The sequence below is a fragment of the Halomonas sp. 18071143 genome (assembly GCF_019211725.1).
Lineage (GTDB): Bacteria > Pseudomonadota > Gammaproteobacteria > Pseudomonadales > Halomonadaceae > Vreelandella > Vreelandella stevensii.
Map to the genome: position 1 here is coordinate 874,115 of NZ_CP078120.1, position 15,345 is coordinate 889,459.

A 15,345-nucleotide genomic window follows, 5' to 3' on the forward strand; every position below is an offset into this window, starting at 1 on the left:
AGCGGAGTGTCAGGCATTGACCCGTGGGCGAGTGGTTTGCCACTCGGCTGGGACCTGTTCGCGCAGAAACTCCAGCAGGGCGTTGACTCGCCGGGAGTGCTGCCCGTAGGCGTATAGCATGGTGATGGGCAGGGCCGCAGGCTCCCAGCCTGGTAGGCAGCGCACCAGATCCCCGGGATGATGCGTTTCGCGCCGTGCCACTACCCAGTGGGGCAGCAGGCCAATGCCCTGGCCATAAGCAATGGCATCGATGTGCAGTACCGTGAGATCGACGCGTAATCGCGAGCGGGGCGCATCGAACAGGTAGTCGGGATGTTCTGAATGATGCAGCAGCAGCCCGTTGGAAGCCGTATCCAGCAGGTCGATCCAGGCGTGCTCGCCAAGTTCGCTGGGGTGCTGTGGGCGGCCTGCCTGTTTCAGATAGCCTGGGTTGGCATACAAGCCCCGCGAAAGATATCCCAGCCGCTCCTGATTGAGCCCACATTCGTGATTGGCTCCCAACCAGATATGCACGCTGTTGCTGTGCATCTTGCTGGGCGGCGTTTCGCGGGTGTGCAGGGTCAGCTCCACTTTGGGGTAACGCGTCAGAAAGGCATCCACGACCCCCGCCATCCAGCCCCGGGCCAGGGCGCCATGCACTTCCAGGGTGACCTTGCCGCTGATCTCTTCACGCAGCTCGGCCAGCGCCTCCTGGCTATGGGCTGCCATGGCCAGCAGCTCGTTGCAGTAGCTGTGGAACAGCAGCCCCGCTTCGGTCGGGATCAAGCGATTGGCCTGGCGCCGCAGCAGCGGCTGATTCAGGCGGGCTTCCAGTTGGCTGATGCGACGGCTCAGGGTGGACTTGGCCAGCCTCAGCTTCTGGGCGCTGCGGGTCAGGCTACCCGTCGACATCACATCGGCAAATGCGGCAAGTTCATCGAAATCGTACATGGCACGGCCACCGAGCTGAGTCATGGAGCGAATAGTGTGCCATTTATTTTGATGAATGAAAATAATTTATATTTGTGTTTGTATTTGAGGTTTGGAAAAGGTCTTCTCAGCTGCGGATAAAAAAAGCCCTGGCACCAGGCCAGGGCATCAATTCAGCATTGAAACAGTAAGGGTCGTAGGCGACCTACGATCAGAACTCGTAAGTAGCAGACAACCAGAAGCTGCGACCGTTCAGCGCAACACCGTCAGTGGAGCGGCCGGTTTGGGTGTAGCGGTAGGCTGCGTAGGTGTCACCGTTATGCTCGAAGGTGTCGTAGGCGGTGAAGTCCTTGTCCAGCAGGTTCTGGACCGCGCCGGTCAGCCGCACGCTGTCGGAGAAGCGGTAGGTGCTGCGCAGGTTGAACAGCTCATACCCGTCCAGCTTGTTGCCTAGCTGTTGATACAGTGAGAGCGTTTCACCCGACGTGGGCAGGCCTGCCGAGAAGCGCTCGCGAGAAGAGTAGTACTCGCCTTCCAGCGTGGTGCTCCAGCGGTCGTTGATCTGCCAGGTGAGGTCGGCAGTCAGCTTGTGCTTCGGCGTATTGGTCAGAATCATCCCTTCGTTGTCACCGGAGGTGATCTCGGAGTCGGTGAAGGTATAGCCGCCGCTGACACGCCAGTCCGGGGCTATCTGATAGTTGGCGCTCAGCTCGACGCCGCGGGTCTCGGCGCGGTCGATATTGGTCAACTGCCCGAAGCTCTCCTGCTGGGTAAAGTTGCCCACGCTCAAGCAGTTGGCCAGCCCTGCATAGGGCGTATTGCCATTGCTGTCGATGAACTGGCAGTTGGGGATATCGTCTGCGTCGGCAATACGATCGCGGAACTGGGTGAAGAACAGCGTTGCCCCGGCAGAGAAGCGCTCCTGGTCGTCGTAGATGGCGCCAATTTCATAGTTGGTGCTTTTTTCCGGCTCCAGGTCCGGGGTGCCGATATTGACCGTTGCCCCTTGGCCGCCAAACCCATTGACGCCATCATGCAGCTGGTTCAGCGTGGGCGTCTTGTAGCCTTGGCTGACACCACCTTTCAGCGTCCAGTGGGGCGTGGTGTTCCATACCAGGTAGCCGCGTGGGCTGAAGTGCCCGCCAAAGGCGTCGTGGTTTTCGTAGCGGCCACCCAGGGTCAGCGCCAGATCATCGCGCAGCAGCCACTCGTCTTCCACAAAGGCGGCCCAGCTGTTCTGTTCGAAACGCTGATTGCCCGCTGCGCCATCTTCCAGTCGGGCGTCGATGTACTGGCCGCCGACGGTCACCATGTGGTCACCCAGCGGGGCCACGAACTTGCTGTCGACCACGATATCGCGGTTTTCCAGCAGGCGGGGTTCGCCGCCTTGTGCCACGTAGCCGTAGTCGGGGGCATTGCCTGCTGGCAGGGTGCGGCCCAGGGTTTCGGTTTCGCTATGGCTGATGCTGCTTTCCCAGGTGCCCGCTTCGAAACGTCCGGTATGGCCAATGGCGACCTGATCGCGGTTGAAGCGCAGTTCGTCTTCATAACCAAACACCCGCGCGGGGGTGTCCAGGTTGCCCAGGCGGCTGTCGCTGTTGTCGTAGGTCTGGCGGGAGCGCTCGGCATCCAGCCAGAATTCGTTCGTTTCATCCGGCGTGACGTTGATGCGCCCGCCGATGGAGTAAATGCGCGCTTCCGAGGGGCGCGGGTCACGACCTGAGCTGTTCTCGATCATGCGCTCGGAGCTGTCGCGGTCAAACAGGCGGCCGCGCAGCTGCAGACCCACGGTGTCTTCCACCAAGGGGCCAGAGGCATAGAGGTTGATGGCGGAGCTGTTGCCTTCGTCGCGATTCTGCTGGAAGGCGTTTTCCACCGACACCGAGCCTGCCCAATCCTGGCCAACGCGGCGCGTGATGATGTTGATCACGCCACCCATGGCATCGGAGCCGTAAAGCGTGGACATCGGCCCACGAATCACCTCGATACGTTCGATGGCAGAAAGCGGGGGGATGAAGCTGGTGGAGGTCTCACCAAAACCGTTCGGGGTCACATCGCCAGAGGCGTTTTGGCGGCGGCCGTCGATGAGGATCAGGGTATAGCTGCTGGGCATGCCACGAATGGAAATGTTCAGCCCGCCGGTCTTGCCCGTGCCTGCACGTACATCTACCCCCGGTACGTCAGCGATGGCTTCGGCAATGTTGGAAAACTGCTTCTGCTCCAGCTCTTCACGGGTGACCACGGAAATGCTCGCGGGCGCGTTATTGAGCGTTTGCTCGTAACCGGCCGCTGTCACGACCATGTTGTTGAGCTGGGCAGTTTCCTGAGCATTGACGGCGGTGGCGGTCATGCTGACAGCAATGGCGCTGGCCAGTGCAGAGCGTGTAAAGCGTGGCATGGTGATCCCCTTAGATGAAACTTATTTACTAATGAAACTGATTATCAAAAGAGGTTGTGATTCTAAGAAGAAAAGTTCCCATGTGCGAGGCTGTTTCATCGAACGGTGCGTTGCATGAAGCGAAACGGCCCCGAGTCGCTTTCAAGCGTTGCAAGATATGCAACGGTGCATTCGCGTAAATAAGGGTGCAAGTGCTGTTGAGAATCGTTACTATTTTTCCAACACTCAATCGGGAGAGGCTTTCATGGGCCGTACGTTGCAGCGTGGTGGGGTCGGGCGTAGTGGAATCGGGCCTAGTGGGATCGGGCGTGGTGTGATCGGGTTGGCGGGTAGAACAGTCGTGGCGCTGGTGGTCGGTAGCCTGATTGCCGGTGCTGCCCAGGCGCGCACCCTGGAGACCGCTTATGGCGAGGTCGAGGTCAACGACCACCCCGAGCGTGTGGTCACCCTTTACGAGGGGGCGCTGGATGCCTCGCTGGCCGCAGGCCTTCTGCCAGTGGGCGCCGTGACCACCCGGGGCGGTGACAACGTGGCAGAGTATGTGGAAGCCTACCTGGGCGAAGAGCGCCCGGCCATCGTCGGCGTCGTGCGCGAGATCAACATCGAAGCCGTGCTGGCGCAGCAGCCTGATCTGATTCTGGCGGCACCGCAGCTTCCCGAGGCCCAGTACCAGCTGCTGTCGCGTATTGCGCCTACCATCGTGCCTCACACCCAGCCGCTGGCGGCCGATAACTGGGAAGCCGAAGCCCGCCTGTATGGCCAGGCGCTCAACCGCGAAGCGCAGATCGACGAGGCCATTGCCGCCGTGGAGCAGCGCGCCGCAGAGCTGACCAGTGCCATTGCTGAAGCGGGAGTAGGCGGCACGGCCGTGCTGGCCCGTTGGATGCCCAGCGGCCCCATGGTGATGTCGAAGGACCTGATTGCCACGGGCCTGCTGGATAGCGTGGGCCTGGAGGTGCAGGACGCCGGGCTGATCAAGCCAGACAGCGCCCACAGCGACGTACTCAGCCTGGAAAACCTGTCTCAGGTAGACGGTGACTGGCTATTTCTGGCGACGCTCAACGCCGATGGCCAGGCCGCGCTGGATGCCGCCCGCCAGAGCCCGGCATTTACACGCTTGAACGTCGTCGAAAACGACCGGGTCGTGCCGGTCAACGGCCAGCTCTGGAGCAGCGCCAACGGCCCGCTGGCGGCCCAGGCCATCCTGGATGACATCGAGAACGCGTTGTTGCCGTGATGTTTGCTGCTTTTATAGGGAGCAGCGCCGCCCGGCGCTGCTCCGCAACGACCTGGATGCTGATACTGCTCACCGCCTTGTTGGCGGTGTGTGTCGTTAGCCTTGTGATTGGCGCGGGCCAGGTGGGCCCTGCGCGCGTATTGGGGCTGCTGCAAGGCGTGGACGACAGCGAAGCGCTGTTCGTGGTGCAGGAGCTGCGCGCCCCCCGGACCCTGATCGGCCTGACCGTGGGCGTAGCCCTGGGGGTGGCGGGCGCACTGCTGCAGGCCGTTTCGCGCAACCCGCTGGCCGAGCCGGGCCTGCTGGGGGTCAGCGCCGGGGCGGCATTCGCCGTGGCGTTGGCGCTGGTGCTGGGGGCCAGCGCCGCCACCCTGCGTATCTCCGTGGCCCAGCTGGGCGCACTGATCGGCTGCCTGTGCGTGCTCAGCGTGGCGCGCTTTCGCGGTGTCGGCAACGACCCGGTTCGGCTGGTGCTGGCCGGGGCGGCGTTTTCCGGACTGTTGGGCTCGCTCAGCTCCCTGATGCTGCTCTACGATCAGCGCGCTGCCGATGAAATCCGCTTCTGGGTCGTGGGCAGCCTGGCGGGCCGCCGTTTGGAGGACTGGTGGGCGGTGCTCCCCAGCCTGGCGGTGGCGGCGGCCACGGTCGCGCTCATTGCCCGCCCCCTGGCGGCGCTGGCGCTGGGCGAGCGGGCCGCCAGCGGCCTGGGGCATCGCCCCGGGCTGATCCGCTGGCTGGCGATTGGCTGTGTGGCGCTGCTGGTGGGGGCGGCCACGGCCATTGCCGGGCCGATTGCCTTCGTCGGGCTGGTGGTGCCGTTCGTGGCCCGCGCCATTGCCGGGCCGGACATTCGTCGCACGCTCTGGTTCTGCCTGCCGATAGGCCCGTTGATCGTACTCACCGCCGATATCATCTCCCGGGTCATCGTGGCGCCTTCCGAACTGCCGCTGGGCGTGCTCACGGCGCTGTGTGGCGCGCCGGTGCTGATTGCCGTGGTGCGCGCTCGCCGTTTACCCATGCTGTGACCCTCTCTTCATGCTGTGCAAGCCCGCTGCTTGCCTGGACGCTGACGCTATGAAAATGACGGCAAAATCGACGTTGGGTACAAGGCCGATGTGGCCGATGACGACCCCCGCCCCCTTGGCCACGCCCGCCGCTACCCCGGCGGGCTATTGGCGTTTGCAGAGCACGGCAGGGCGCTACCATGTGTTGCTGGAGAAGCGTGCCGTGGCGGTCAATGCGGGGTTGCTGCTGGCGCTGATGGCCGCCAGCCTACTTTATTTGAGCCTGGGCAACGTGGCGCTGGCCCCTCGTGCGGTGCTGGCGGCGCTGGCCGGGCAGGGGGAGATGATGGCCACCTTCATGGTCCGCGAGCTGCGCCTGCCGCGCCTGCTGGCGGCGTGCTATACCGGGGCCGCCTTCGCCCTGGCCGGGGTGCTGATGCAGACCCTGGCCCGCAACCGCCTGGCCACGCCGGGCATCATCGGGATCGACAACGGCGCCACTGCCTTTGCCGTGGCCTCGGTGGTGGGGTTGGGGGTGGGCATTGCCCCGCCTGCCATGGCGCTGGCCGGGGCCACCACGGCGGCCGTGCTGACGTTCGGCCTGGCGGCGGGTAGCGGTACTCAGGGCTATCGGTTCATCGTGGCCGGAATTGGGGTAGGGGCCGTGTTTGGCGCCATTACCCAACTGCTGCTGGCGCGGGTGGCCATCGACACCGCCAACGCCGCCTACCCGTGGACGGTCGGCTCGCTCAACGCACGGCCCAGCGGCAGCGTTCAACTGTTGGGCGTGGGGCTGCTGCTGGGCCTGGTGGCGGCCATGGCGCTGGCCCGCTCCCTGACCGTGCTGCGCTTCAAGGACGCCACGGCCAGTGGCCTGGGGGTCAGCGTCACCGCCCGCCGCTTTCAGGTGCTGATGCTCTCGGTGGTGTTGACCGCCTTCGCCGTTGCCGTGGCAGGGCCGGTGGGCATGGTGGCGCTGATTGGGCCTGAAATCGCTCGCTCACTCTCCAGCGCTCGCCATGTGCCGATTCTGGCCGCCACCCTGGCCGGGGCGCTGGTGATGGTGCTGGCCGACCTGGCCGGGCGAACCCTGTTTGCGCCCATCGAGATTCCGGTGGGCATCGTCACGGCCGTGGTCGGCGGCCCCTGGTTATTATGGATTTTAATGCGCCCGCAGCGGAGTCGCCCATGAGCACTGCCCCCGGTTTACCCACCCTGGCCACCGACGCGCTCAGCATGAGTTATGGCCAACGCCAGGTGATCAAGGAGCTGGGCGTCGAGCTGCCCAGCGGCAAGGTAACGGCCATCGTTGGCCCCAATGGCTGTGGTAAATCCACGCTGCTCTCGGGGCTTGCCCGGCTGCATAAGCCCGACGGCGGCGCCGTACTGCTCGATGGCCACGACATTCAGCGCCTGCCCACGCGCCAGCTCGCCACCCAACTGGCGCTGCTGCCCCAGGAAGCCGTGGCCCCCGAGGGGCTCACCGTCACTGAGCTGATTCGATTTGGCCGCCAGCCCCACCAGGGGTGGCTACGCCAGTGGTCGGCGGAAGACCAGCAGGTCGTGCAGCACGCGCTGACCGCCGCAGGCCTGGAAGCGCTGGCCGACCGGCCGCTGGAAGCCCTCTCGGGCGGGCAGCGCCAGCGCGCCTGGATCGCCATGACCATTGCCCAGCAAACGCCGCTGCTGCTGCTGGACGAGCCCACCTCAGCGTTAGACCTGGGCCACCAGATCGAAGTCTTCGAGCTGGTGCGCACGCTGGCCTGCCATGGCCGCACCGTGGTGATGGTGCTGCACGACCTGGCCAGTGCCTGCCGCTACGCCGACCACCTGATTGCCATGCGCGATGGCCAGATCGTCGCTCAAGGTGCGCCAGCCGATGTGGTGACACCAGCCTTGGTGCGGGCGCTCTATCAGGTAGAATGCACGCTGTTGCTGGATCCGGATACCGGCAGCCCGCTGCTCGCCAACGTGCGCCGCGCCGAACGTTCTGAATGAGCGGAGCCCCGTGCAGGGGTTCCAGGCCAAAAAATACATAACAACACGCTAAAAGGAACCCTCGTGGCCGCTTCAACGCCCAGTTCATCCGCCAGTTCTGCCAACCAAAGTTTTCAGGCGTTGGTCAGGCTGCTGCGCTACGCCAAGGGGTATCGTCGGCGGATTACCGCTGCCACGATCTGCTCCATCATCAACAAGCTGTTCGATATTGCCCCGGAAATTCTCATCGGTGTCGCCATCGATGTGGTGGTCAACCAGGAGAACAGCTTCGTGGCCCGCCTGGGGTTCGAAACCCCGCACGAGCAGATCGCCATCCTCGCGGTGCTGACCTTCTTTATCTGGGCGGGGGAGTCGCTATTCGAGTACCTGTACCAGGTGCTGTGGCGCAACCTGGCCCAGCGGCTCCAGGCCGACCTGCGCCAGGATGCCTATGAACACGCCCAGCGGCTCGACATGGCGTTTTTCGAATCGAAGAGCTCAGGCCAACTGGTGGCCACCATGAACGATGACGTCAACCAGCTGGAGCGCTTCCTGGACGGCGGCGCCAACGCGCTGATTCAGGTGGGAGTGACCGTGGTGGCGGTGGGGGCCGTGTTCTTCGTGCTTTCCCCGCTGATTGCGCTGCTGGCCTTCACGCCCATCCCGCTGATCATCTGGGGAGCGTTCTTCTTCCAGCGCAAGGCGGGGCCGCTCTACAGCGAGGTGCGTGAGAAAGTGGGCGACCTTTCCAGCCGGCTCTCCAACAACCTGAGCGGCATTGCCACCATCAAGAGCTTCACCAGTGAAGCCCGTGAGGCCGAACGCCTGCGCAGCGCCAGTGAAGCCTATGTAGATGCCAACCGTCAGGCGATCAGGGTCAGTTCGGCGTTTATTCCGGTCATCCGCATGGCCATTCTGGCGGGCTTTTTGGCCACCTTCACCGTGGGCGGCATGATGGCGCTCAACGGCAGCCTCAACGTAGGCGCCTACGGCGTGCTGGTGTTCCTGACCCAGCGCCTGCTCTGGCCACTGACCGGGCTGGCCCAGGTCATCGACCTGTTCGAGCGCGCCATGGCCAGCACCAAGCGTATCCTGGACTTGCTGGAAGTCCCCATCACGGTGAAAGACGACAGCACCCAGGCATTGGCCGCACCGGTGAAAGGCGAGGTACGTTTCGAAGCGGTGAGCTTCCAGTACGAGGCCAGCCAGGTAGGCGTGAACGGGGTAGACCTGCACGTTCCGGCGGGCACCACGCTGGCCCTGGTGGGGGCCACGGGGTCGGGTAAGTCGACGTTGATCAAGCTGCTGCTGCGCTTCTACGACCCCGCCAGCGGCCGCGTGCTGGTCGATGGCCAGCCCATCACCGAGGTCAGCATGCATTCGCTGCGGCAGGCCATCGGCCTGGTCAGCCAGGACGTGTACCTGTTCGAGGGCAGTATTCGCGACAACATCGCCTACGGCATGCCCGATGCCGACGAAGCCGCCATCATCGAGGCCGCCAAAACCGCAGAAGCCTGGAGCTTTATCGAGACGCTGCCCCAAGGGCTGGACACCCCAGTGGGGGAGCGGGGCGTGCGCCTTTCCGGTGGCCAACGCCAGCGTCTTTCCCTGGCCCGAGCGCTGCTCAAGGACCCGCCCATTCTGGTGCTGGACGAAGCCACCAGCGCCGTGGACAACGAAACCGAAGCGGCGATCCAGCGCTCGCTGAAGCGCATTGCCCACGGGCGTACGGTCATCATGATTGCCCACCGGCTTTCCACCATCGTGCATGCCGATGAAATCGTCGTGATCGAGAAGGGCCAGGTAGCGGAGCGCGGCAGCCATGCCAGCCTGCTACAGGCCGATGGCCACTACGCCGCCCAGTGGCGGGTACAAACCGGGGCCGCCCAGGCGGGCGATGTGGAAGTGCTGGGCCGCTAAGCCGTCACGTGCCACGTACGCAAGCGCCGCCCCATGGGCGGCGCTTGCGTTTAGCGGTTCACCAACAGCGCGTTCAGCGTCACCGGCACATGCTCATCGATCTGCTGATAGCCCAGCAGGGAAAGCACCGTGCGCAGCGTGCTGTTGGCCATCAGGGCATTGCCATCCAGCGCCATTGGTTCGGCATGGGTGACACGCACTTCGTTCAGCCCGACGCGGGTAAAGCGCAGCGGCACCGCTTCCTTCTGGGTCAGCCGGTCGGTTTGGACTCGAAAGGTCAGGGTTTCCACCAGCTCCTCGCCCATGTCCAGGCGGTCCAGGCGCTCGGGTGGCATCTGCGCCACCAGCGTCACCAGCGGCGTATTGGTCAGCAGGCCCACCCACGGCGGCAGGTCACCCAAACGTTGCAACACGTCGGTCTGGCTCAGCCGGAGCGGCAGGCGCAGCGTGCCATCGGGGGAGATATCGCCCTGCAAATTGCTCACGTGATGATGATGAGTTTGCGGCGCGCTACCGTCCAACTGGGTAATGGACGCCCGCACCTGCGATTGGGCAGGGTCCAACTGCCAGTCGGCCTGAACGGGCAGCGCTAGCAGCAGCGGAAAAAGAGCAATCAAGGCTTTCACAGCGTGTCTCCATAGAAGCAGTCATCAGCAGACCCCGGCCGCGCCGATTAGTGCCCGAAGGCCCGCGGGCAACCGCATCGCGTCCGGTATCGCAGCCTGCCCGAAAAAGTGCCGCCCCACCACAAGATAGCGCCCCAAGGGGTAGCCGTGCCCCCACACATTCGCTATGATATGCACGCTTTTCGGGCCTATAGCTCAGTTGGTTAGAGCAGGGGACTCATAATCCCTTGGTCGTAGGTTCAAGTCCTACTGGGCCCACCATTAAAATCAGTAACTTAGCAATTGTCTCTGGTGAGTCCCCTAGTCCAAGGGTACAGTTTCGGTACACTGCCGATCCTTCAGCCCCCTGGAGATTTTCGTGGCCACCATCGTCAAGACCCCCTCTGGTAGCTGGAAAGCCGTCATCCGCAAGACAGGCTGGCCAACTACTGCCAAGACTTTCCGCACGAAGCGCGATGCCCAGGACTGGGCACGCCGCACCGAAGACGAAATGGTGCGCGGTGTCTATATCCAGCGCAGCGCCTCGGAGCGCATGACGCTCGAGGCCGCCCTCAAGCGCTACCTGGCTGATGTCACCCCCACCAAGAAGCCCAGCACTCAGAAAAGTGAACGCCAGAAGGCCAACACGCTGGTCGAGCATCTTGGCAAATACTCCCTCGCAGCCCTCACGCCGGAGTTGATCGCCAACTACCGCGACACGCGGCTCAATACCCTGGGGCGACGGGGGCAGCCTATCAGCCCCAATACCGTGCGCCTGGAGCTGGCCCTGCTTGGCCATCTCTACACAGTGGCTATCCAGGAGTGGGGGCTGGGCCTGGCTTACAACCCGGTTCAAAATATCCGCAAGCCCAGCCCAGGAGAGGGGCGCAACCGTCGCCTAAGTGTCGACGAGGAAAAGCGCCTGTTCGCCGTGCTTCGACAGCGCAGCAACCCTATGCTGGCGTGGATCGCCAGAATCGCCCTGGAGACGGGCATGCGCTCGTCGGAGATCCTGACCCTCACTCGCTCCCAGGTCGACGTGAAACGCCGCGTGGTGCGCCTCACAGGCACCAAGAACAACGAAGCCCGCTTGGTACCGCTGACCCAAGCGGCTACCGAGGTGTTCAAGCAGGCGTTGAACAACCCGGTGCGGCCGCTCGACTGTGGCTTGGTGTTCTTCGGTGAGCCTGGCAGGGACGGCAAGCGCGGCCCCTATGCCTACACCAAGCTCTGGAACCAGGCGAAGAAGAAGGCAGGGCTCGATGACTTCCGCTTTCATGATCTGCGCCACGAGGCCGTCAGCCGGCTGGTGGAGGCGGGGCTGTCTGACCAAGAGGTCGCCGCGATCAGTGGCCACAAGTCAATGCAGATGCTGCGGCGATATACGCTTAAAGCTACTATAAGGTCAATAGAGTAAAGAATCCGTTGGGGAGGAGGCTGAGCGGGTTCCTAATAATGAAAACTAATCAAGGATTTGATAATGAAATATCCACTAACCCTGATAGCTGCTGCCATCGCTGCTGCTGTTACTGGCACAAGCTATGCGGCCCCGCTGCTTAGCGATCAGGCTCTGCTTGTTGATAGCCCGGAGCACATTAGCGCCAATGCCTGGGTAGAGATCTCTCAATCTGCTTTCGAAGGTAACGTTCGTGGTGTTCAGGAGTTACTGGGGGAAGAAGCGGAGCTCTGCGCCATCATGAAAGCGGATGCTTATGGCCATGGCATTGCTAACTTGATGCCTTCTGTCATTGCGTTAGGTATTCCCTGCATTGGTGTGGCGAGCAATGAGGAAGCTCGCGTGGTTAGGGCAAGCGGCTTCGAGGGACGATTAATGCGGGTACGCAATGCCACACCTGCAGAGATTCGTGGTGCATTTGATTACGAGATGGAAGAGCTATTCGGTGACATAACTGCTGCACGGCAGGCTTCAGAGGACGCGGCTGAAGCGGGTGTTACGCTGCGCTACCATTTAGGCCTAAATGCTGGGGGCATGGGGCGTAATGGCATGGCACTTGAGAGCGAATCAGGGCGCCAGGAAGCCTTAGAGCTTCAAGAGTTAGCGTCGTTGGAGCTGGTAGGCATCATGACCCACTTTGCCTTTGAAGAGGAGGAGTTTGTTCGCCAAGGGCTGGAGCTTTTCCATGAGCAGAGTGCTTGGCTAATCGAGGCCGCTAATCTGGATCGTGATGGATTAATTCTTCATGCGGCTAACTCGTTTGCCACCATGGAAGTGCCCGAGGCGCGGCTGGATATGGTAAGGCCGGGTGGCCTGTTGTACGGTGATTTGCCGCATTATGAGCAATTTAAGCCAGTGATGTCTTTCCGAACGCGTGTTGCATCGGTGAATGATTATGCTCAGGGCAGCGGCGTGGGGTATGACCATGTAAGGGTGTTAGAGCGTGATAGCCTGCTGGCCAATTTACCCGTTGGCTACTCTGATGGTTACCGGCGTGTGTTTACCGATGCTGCCTTTGTGCTGATTAACGGTGAGCGGGTGCCGGTATTAGGTAAAGTGTCAATGAACACGACCATGGTGGACGTTACCGATTTAGAAGGCGTGTCTCCTGGTGATGAGGTGGTGCTCTACGGACTTCAAGGTGAGGAGCGTATTACCATTGAAGAGCTTGAGGAGCTCAACGACGCACTATTAGCCGATCTTTATACGGTATGGGGGAACTCCAACCCCAAGGTATTACGCCCAAGCGATAGTGGGATGAATAGCGATAGCGAGTGATTTTGCTAACAAAGACTGTTGCCTATTAACCTCTGTATTGCGAACCCACTCCGCTCGAATGAGCGGGGTGGGTTCGTGGTGGGGAAAGACTTGGAGGAGATCTTCTGCTAATTTCTCCATACCTATTCACCGGCAGCCAGCGCAATGGCCAGCTGCCGGTCATCAAAGCCAAGCAGATCCTTTGCCACTTCCTGGAGTACCTTCAGTTCCTCCTTGTCGATGTTGGATCGCTCGTTCTTGCTGAAGCCTTAGAGGAAGAACCAGCGCCCTACCATTTTCGTAGCGACGATGTTTCTAACCCCACCACGCTTGCCCTGACCAGGCAGCGCGACTTGCTTCTTCACAACATCGCCACCCATATCCGCATTCACCACGAGCCTCTAGCTCATTTCGCCGACAGCAGCACATTCTACGTAGCTCTCCCGAGCATATCTCATCGCTGCGCCTTACTCCGAGCTTCGAAAAGAACATTGCTGACCGCGCCAGGGTAAGTACTGATGCCGTTCTCGCGCAAAAACTGCGCGCACTGTGCATAGGTGTACCCCTGTTCGCGGAGCTGTAGGAGCTGTGGGACGTAGGGCCTCAAACGTTCGTATAGGGTGGGGCCTTTCACTGGCGGCTTTACGCTCTGCATGAATTTTTCGACGCTCACACTGATGGCGTCGGGATCGCCATCCGTTGTCTCAAGACTAGCTTGGTAGGCGAACTGGTGACGACGTAGTGCATACGGCTGTGCTTCGAAGAGTGCGGCAACCTGGTGCGCCAAGTGGCGCACGGACGTGGCCATCGCATCGAGTGCCTCACTTTCCGGCGATTCCGCCCCTTGTGAGACTCGGATATTCGACATCACGTCGACCACCCCTTCGAGCAGCTCGCCTTGAACATCCGTGCCTACCCGTTCCAAGTCCGCGCAAACTCCGGCACAAACGTCGTCGATTAATGCGTAGCCTGTCGCTTGAGTATCGGCTAGGTTGCCGGACTGGCAGGCAGCCGGGAAGCCAAACATCTCATGCAGTGCATCGTGGTTCCCGTCAGCCGCCAGCATGTCGCGCCCGAAAACCTTACATGCTGCGATGAAGCGGCCAATCAATTGGCGCTGCAATGGGTTGAGCTCACCGCGAACTGAGTGCATGAGCGCCAAAGCGGAATCCAGCTCTTCGAAGATAGTGGCGCACATCGCCGTTGATACTTTGGTTGGGTGATCAACCGATGGAAGGAACTTGCTCGACACGTCTAGGCCTCCCACTGACATTCGAATCTCATCGGCTCGGCCGGCGTCTCGTCGCGGAGCTGGTCAAAATACTCCGCTTCAGCGTCGGTCAGCCCTCCCGCTTCGCGGGCAATTGACTGCAACAATGAACCAAGCTTGATGCGCTCGTCCGGCTGGACAATAGCATCGTCATGTATTCGCTCTTTCATTGCAGCGCCTCCCACGGATTGAGGATGGTTACTCCTGTAGGCTCGAAATCGGCCACATTGCGAGTGACTACCGTCATACCATGTACAAGGGCCGTTGCCGCGATGAGCGCGTCACGCTCGCCCCGCTTGTCGGGGACGTGCAGCCGGGCGCAGCGTTGTGCCACGGCTGTATCAACTGGCAATGTTCGCCCTGAGAACTCCGGCAGTACGTGTTGCTCTAGCCACGAGCGCAGCACGGCCCCTTGCGTGGCGTCCTTGCGCTCAATCGACAACACGCCCAGCTCCAGCTCCATGATGGTGATGGCGGACACAAAAAGCTCGGCGGCATCAACGCTTTCAGTCCATGCCGAAACGTTTGGATCAGCTTTGCCTGCTCGAACCTTTCGCAGTTCGGACACTACGTTGGTGTCGAGAACGAACATCATGATAAATCAGCCGGCTGGGTGCCGATGGTCACACGCGGCGGTTCAAACTCGATGTCCGCAACGTCTGGCATGCCCAGAGAGTCAGCAATGTTGCGACGTTGCCTTGTAAGCCGCTGGTATTCCTCAATGCTCAACAGCACATGAGCAGGCTTGCCGCGATCCGTGATGAATACGGGACCGCTCTTGGTTGCCTTCTTTGCGCGGGTAACGTCTTGGTTAAGCTCTCGACTGGATAGGGTCGTGATGGTCATAGCAACACCTCCTACATGAATCACCTGTGTAGGTATGTTACTACATCGATGGTAGACTGTCCATAAGCGGCTGGCAAGCTATCGTGAGAGGGACAACCGGACGGTACAGTAGGGGTACATTCATTAGATCTGTCCTATTTCTCCAAACTGCGCTAAACTACTGACGCACAAGTGCTTTGTGCTTGTTTGGATTACGTTCGCCTACGCTTGATTTTTCTAGGCATAGAGCTTTGGCGGCAAACTCATAATCCCTTGGTCGTAGGTTCAAGTCCTACTGGGCCCACCATTTCTAAAGGTTTTGCTTTTCCTCGATAGTGATTTATTGATTTCTGGCTCCTTTTGCCATGTTTTGGCTCCCTTCTATTTATATCTTCTCTCATTTTTATTACTGTCTAACGGAAATGAATATTTAGTGCGTTAGTGGGCGTGACGAATAGTCGCCGATGTCTCGAAATCGACCCATACG

The 15,345-nt window shown here is 61.2% G+C and carries 14 protein-coding genes, 1 tRNA gene and 1 pseudogene; 8 read left to right on the plus strand and 8 right to left on the minus strand.

The genetic code is table 11. The features are described from left to right. Positions 1 to 9 precede the first annotated feature (9 nt). Positions 10 to 930 carry a LysR family transcriptional regulator gene (locus KVY02_RS04250; protein WP_081136426.1) on the minus strand — a complete coding sequence of 307 codons (921 nt, stop codon included), beginning with the start codon at positions 928 to 930 and terminating at the stop codon, positions 10 to 12. A gap of 190 nt (positions 931 to 1,120) precedes the next feature. After that, complete coding sequence (locus tag KVY02_RS04255) at positions 1,121 to 3,307, minus strand: TonB-dependent receptor domain-containing protein (RefSeq protein ID WP_218314498.1); 2,187 nt, start codon at positions 3,305 to 3,307, stop codon at positions 1,121 to 1,123. Between the two features lie 244 nt (positions 3,308 to 3,551). Between KVY02_RS04255 and KVY02_RS04260 the strand changes: the two genes are divergently transcribed. The 5 genes from KVY02_RS04260 (at position 3,552) to KVY02_RS04280 (ending at position 9,445) form a co-directional block, all read left to right on the plus strand. Further along, positions 3,552 to 4,544 carry an ABC transporter substrate-binding protein gene (locus tag KVY02_RS04260; RefSeq protein WP_081192418.1) on the plus strand — a complete coding sequence of 331 codons (993 nt, stop codon included), beginning with the start codon at positions 3,552 to 3,554 and terminating at the stop codon, positions 4,542 to 4,544. 56 nt (positions 4,545 to 4,600) lie between these two features. Next, entirely contained in the window at positions 4,601 to 5,569 is a 969-nt protein-coding gene (locus tag KVY02_RS04265) for a FecCD family ABC transporter permease (RefSeq protein WP_218314500.1), read from the plus strand. Between the two features lie 88 nt (positions 5,570 to 5,657). Continuing rightward, positions 5,658 to 6,740 (plus strand): FecCD family ABC transporter permease, encoded by a 1,083-nt coding sequence (locus KVY02_RS04270; RefSeq protein ID WP_218315037.1) that lies wholly within the window; start codon positions 5,658 to 5,660, stop codon positions 6,738 to 6,740. Then, a complete protein-coding gene (locus tag KVY02_RS04275; protein ID WP_081136089.1) occupies positions 6,737 to 7,546 on the plus strand; it encodes an ABC transporter ATP-binding protein in 810 nt (269 codons plus the stop codon). Before KVY02_RS04270 ends, KVY02_RS04275 begins: the two co-directional genes overlap by 4 nt. A 63-nt stretch (positions 7,547 to 7,609) precedes the next feature. After that, positions 7,610 to 9,445, plus strand: coding sequence for an ABC transporter ATP-binding protein (locus tag KVY02_RS04280; RefSeq protein ID WP_218314502.1), 1,836 nt, complete (start codon positions 7,610 to 7,612; stop codon positions 9,443 to 9,445). A 50-nt stretch (positions 9,446 to 9,495) separates the two neighbouring features. On the opposite strand, the gene KVY02_RS04285 is transcribed toward KVY02_RS04280, so the two are convergent. Next, positions 9,496 to 10,071, minus strand: a complete 576-nt coding sequence (locus tag KVY02_RS04285; protein WP_218314503.1) for a hypothetical protein — start codon at positions 10,069 to 10,071, stop codon at positions 9,496 to 9,498. Between the two features lie 184 nt (positions 10,072 to 10,255). Between KVY02_RS04285 and KVY02_RS04290 the strand changes: the two genes are divergently transcribed. From KVY02_RS04290 to alr, 3 genes are all read left to right on the plus strand, one after another. Then, positions 10,256 to 10,332, plus strand: a tRNA-Ile gene (locus tag KVY02_RS04290). A 97-nt stretch (positions 10,333 to 10,429) separates the two neighbouring features. Next, the gene (locus KVY02_RS04295; protein ID WP_100731063.1) at positions 10,430 to 11,467 is read left to right on the plus strand and encodes a tyrosine-type recombinase/integrase; all 1,038 of its coding nucleotides are present in this window, start codon (positions 10,430 to 10,432) and stop codon (positions 11,465 to 11,467) included. 63 nt (positions 11,468 to 11,530) lie between these two features. Further along, positions 11,531 to 12,784 carry an alanine racemase gene (gene alr / locus KVY02_RS04300; protein ID WP_081136085.1) on the plus strand — a complete coding sequence of 418 codons (1,254 nt, stop codon included), beginning with the start codon at positions 11,531 to 11,533 and terminating at the stop codon, positions 12,782 to 12,784. Positions 12,785 to 12,906: 122 nt separating this feature from the next. On the opposite strand, the pseudogene KVY02_RS18515 reads toward alr, so the two are convergent. From KVY02_RS18515 to KVY02_RS04330, 5 genes and pseudogenes are all read right to left on the minus strand, one after another. Next, positions 12,907 to 13,143 (minus strand): annotated as a pseudogene (locus KVY02_RS18515) (type II toxin-antitoxin system RelE/ParE family toxin). 74 nt (positions 13,144 to 13,217) lie between these two features. Next, the gene (locus tag KVY02_RS04315) at positions 13,218 to 14,015 is read right to left on the minus strand and encodes a hypothetical protein (protein ID WP_139788419.1); all 798 of its coding nucleotides are present in this window, start codon (positions 14,013 to 14,015) and stop codon (positions 13,218 to 13,220) included. Positions 14,016 to 14,017: 2 nt separating this feature from the next. Further along, positions 14,018 to 14,203: a hypothetical protein gene (locus KVY02_RS04320; RefSeq protein WP_081136082.1), complete on the minus strand. Its 186-nt coding sequence runs from the start codon at positions 14,201 to 14,203 to the stop codon at positions 14,018 to 14,020. Continuing rightward, positions 14,200 to 14,628, minus strand: a complete 429-nt coding sequence (locus tag KVY02_RS04325; RefSeq protein WP_170919432.1) for a type II toxin-antitoxin system VapC family toxin — start codon at positions 14,626 to 14,628, stop codon at positions 14,200 to 14,202. Before KVY02_RS04325 ends, KVY02_RS04320 begins: the two co-directional genes overlap by 4 nt. Beyond that, complete coding sequence (locus KVY02_RS04330) at positions 14,625 to 14,879, minus strand: type II toxin-antitoxin system Phd/YefM family antitoxin (RefSeq protein ID WP_081136080.1); 255 nt, start codon at positions 14,877 to 14,879, stop codon at positions 14,625 to 14,627. The genes KVY02_RS04325 and KVY02_RS04330 overlap by 4 nt, the downstream gene beginning before the upstream one ends. Positions 14,880 to 15,345: the final 466 nt, after the last annotated feature.

What these genes read in the sequence shown, in the direction of transcription:
- KVY02_RS04255 (WP_218314498.1), bottom strand. Translation starts at nt 3,307, where the DNA reads ATGCCACGCTTTACACGCTCTGCACTGGCCAGCGCCATTGCTGTCAGC.
- alr (WP_081136085.1), top strand. Translation starts at nt 11,531, where the DNA reads ATGAAATATCCACTAACCCTGATAGCTGCTGCCATCGCTGCTGCTGTT.
- KVY02_RS04265 (WP_218314500.1), top strand. Translation starts at nt 4,601, where the DNA reads ATGCTGATACTGCTCACCGCCTTGTTGGCGGTGTGTGTCGTTAGCCTT.
- KVY02_RS04320 (WP_081136082.1), bottom strand. Translation starts at nt 14,203, where the DNA reads ATGAAAGAGCGAATACATGACGATGCTATTGTCCAGCCGGACGAGCGC.
- KVY02_RS04330 (WP_081136080.1), bottom strand. Translation starts at nt 14,879, where the DNA reads ATGACCATCACGACCCTATCCAGTCGAGAGCTTAACCAAGACGTTACC.
- KVY02_RS04270 (WP_218315037.1), top strand. Translation starts at nt 5,658, where the DNA reads ATGTGGCCGATGACGACCCCCGCCCCCTTGGCCACGCCCGCCGCTACC.
- KVY02_RS04275 (WP_081136089.1), top strand. Translation starts at nt 6,737, where the DNA reads ATGAGCACTGCCCCCGGTTTACCCACCCTGGCCACCGACGCGCTCAGC.
- KVY02_RS04250 (WP_081136426.1), bottom strand. Translation starts at nt 930, where the DNA reads ATGTACGATTTCGATGAACTTGCCGCATTTGCCGATGTGATGTCGACG.
- KVY02_RS04325 (WP_170919432.1), bottom strand. Translation starts at nt 14,628, where the DNA reads ATGATGTTCGTTCTCGACACCAACGTAGTGTCCGAACTGCGAAAGGTT.
- KVY02_RS04260 (WP_081192418.1), top strand. Translation starts at nt 3,552, where the DNA reads ATGGGCCGTACGTTGCAGCGTGGTGGGGTCGGGCGTAGTGGAATCGGG.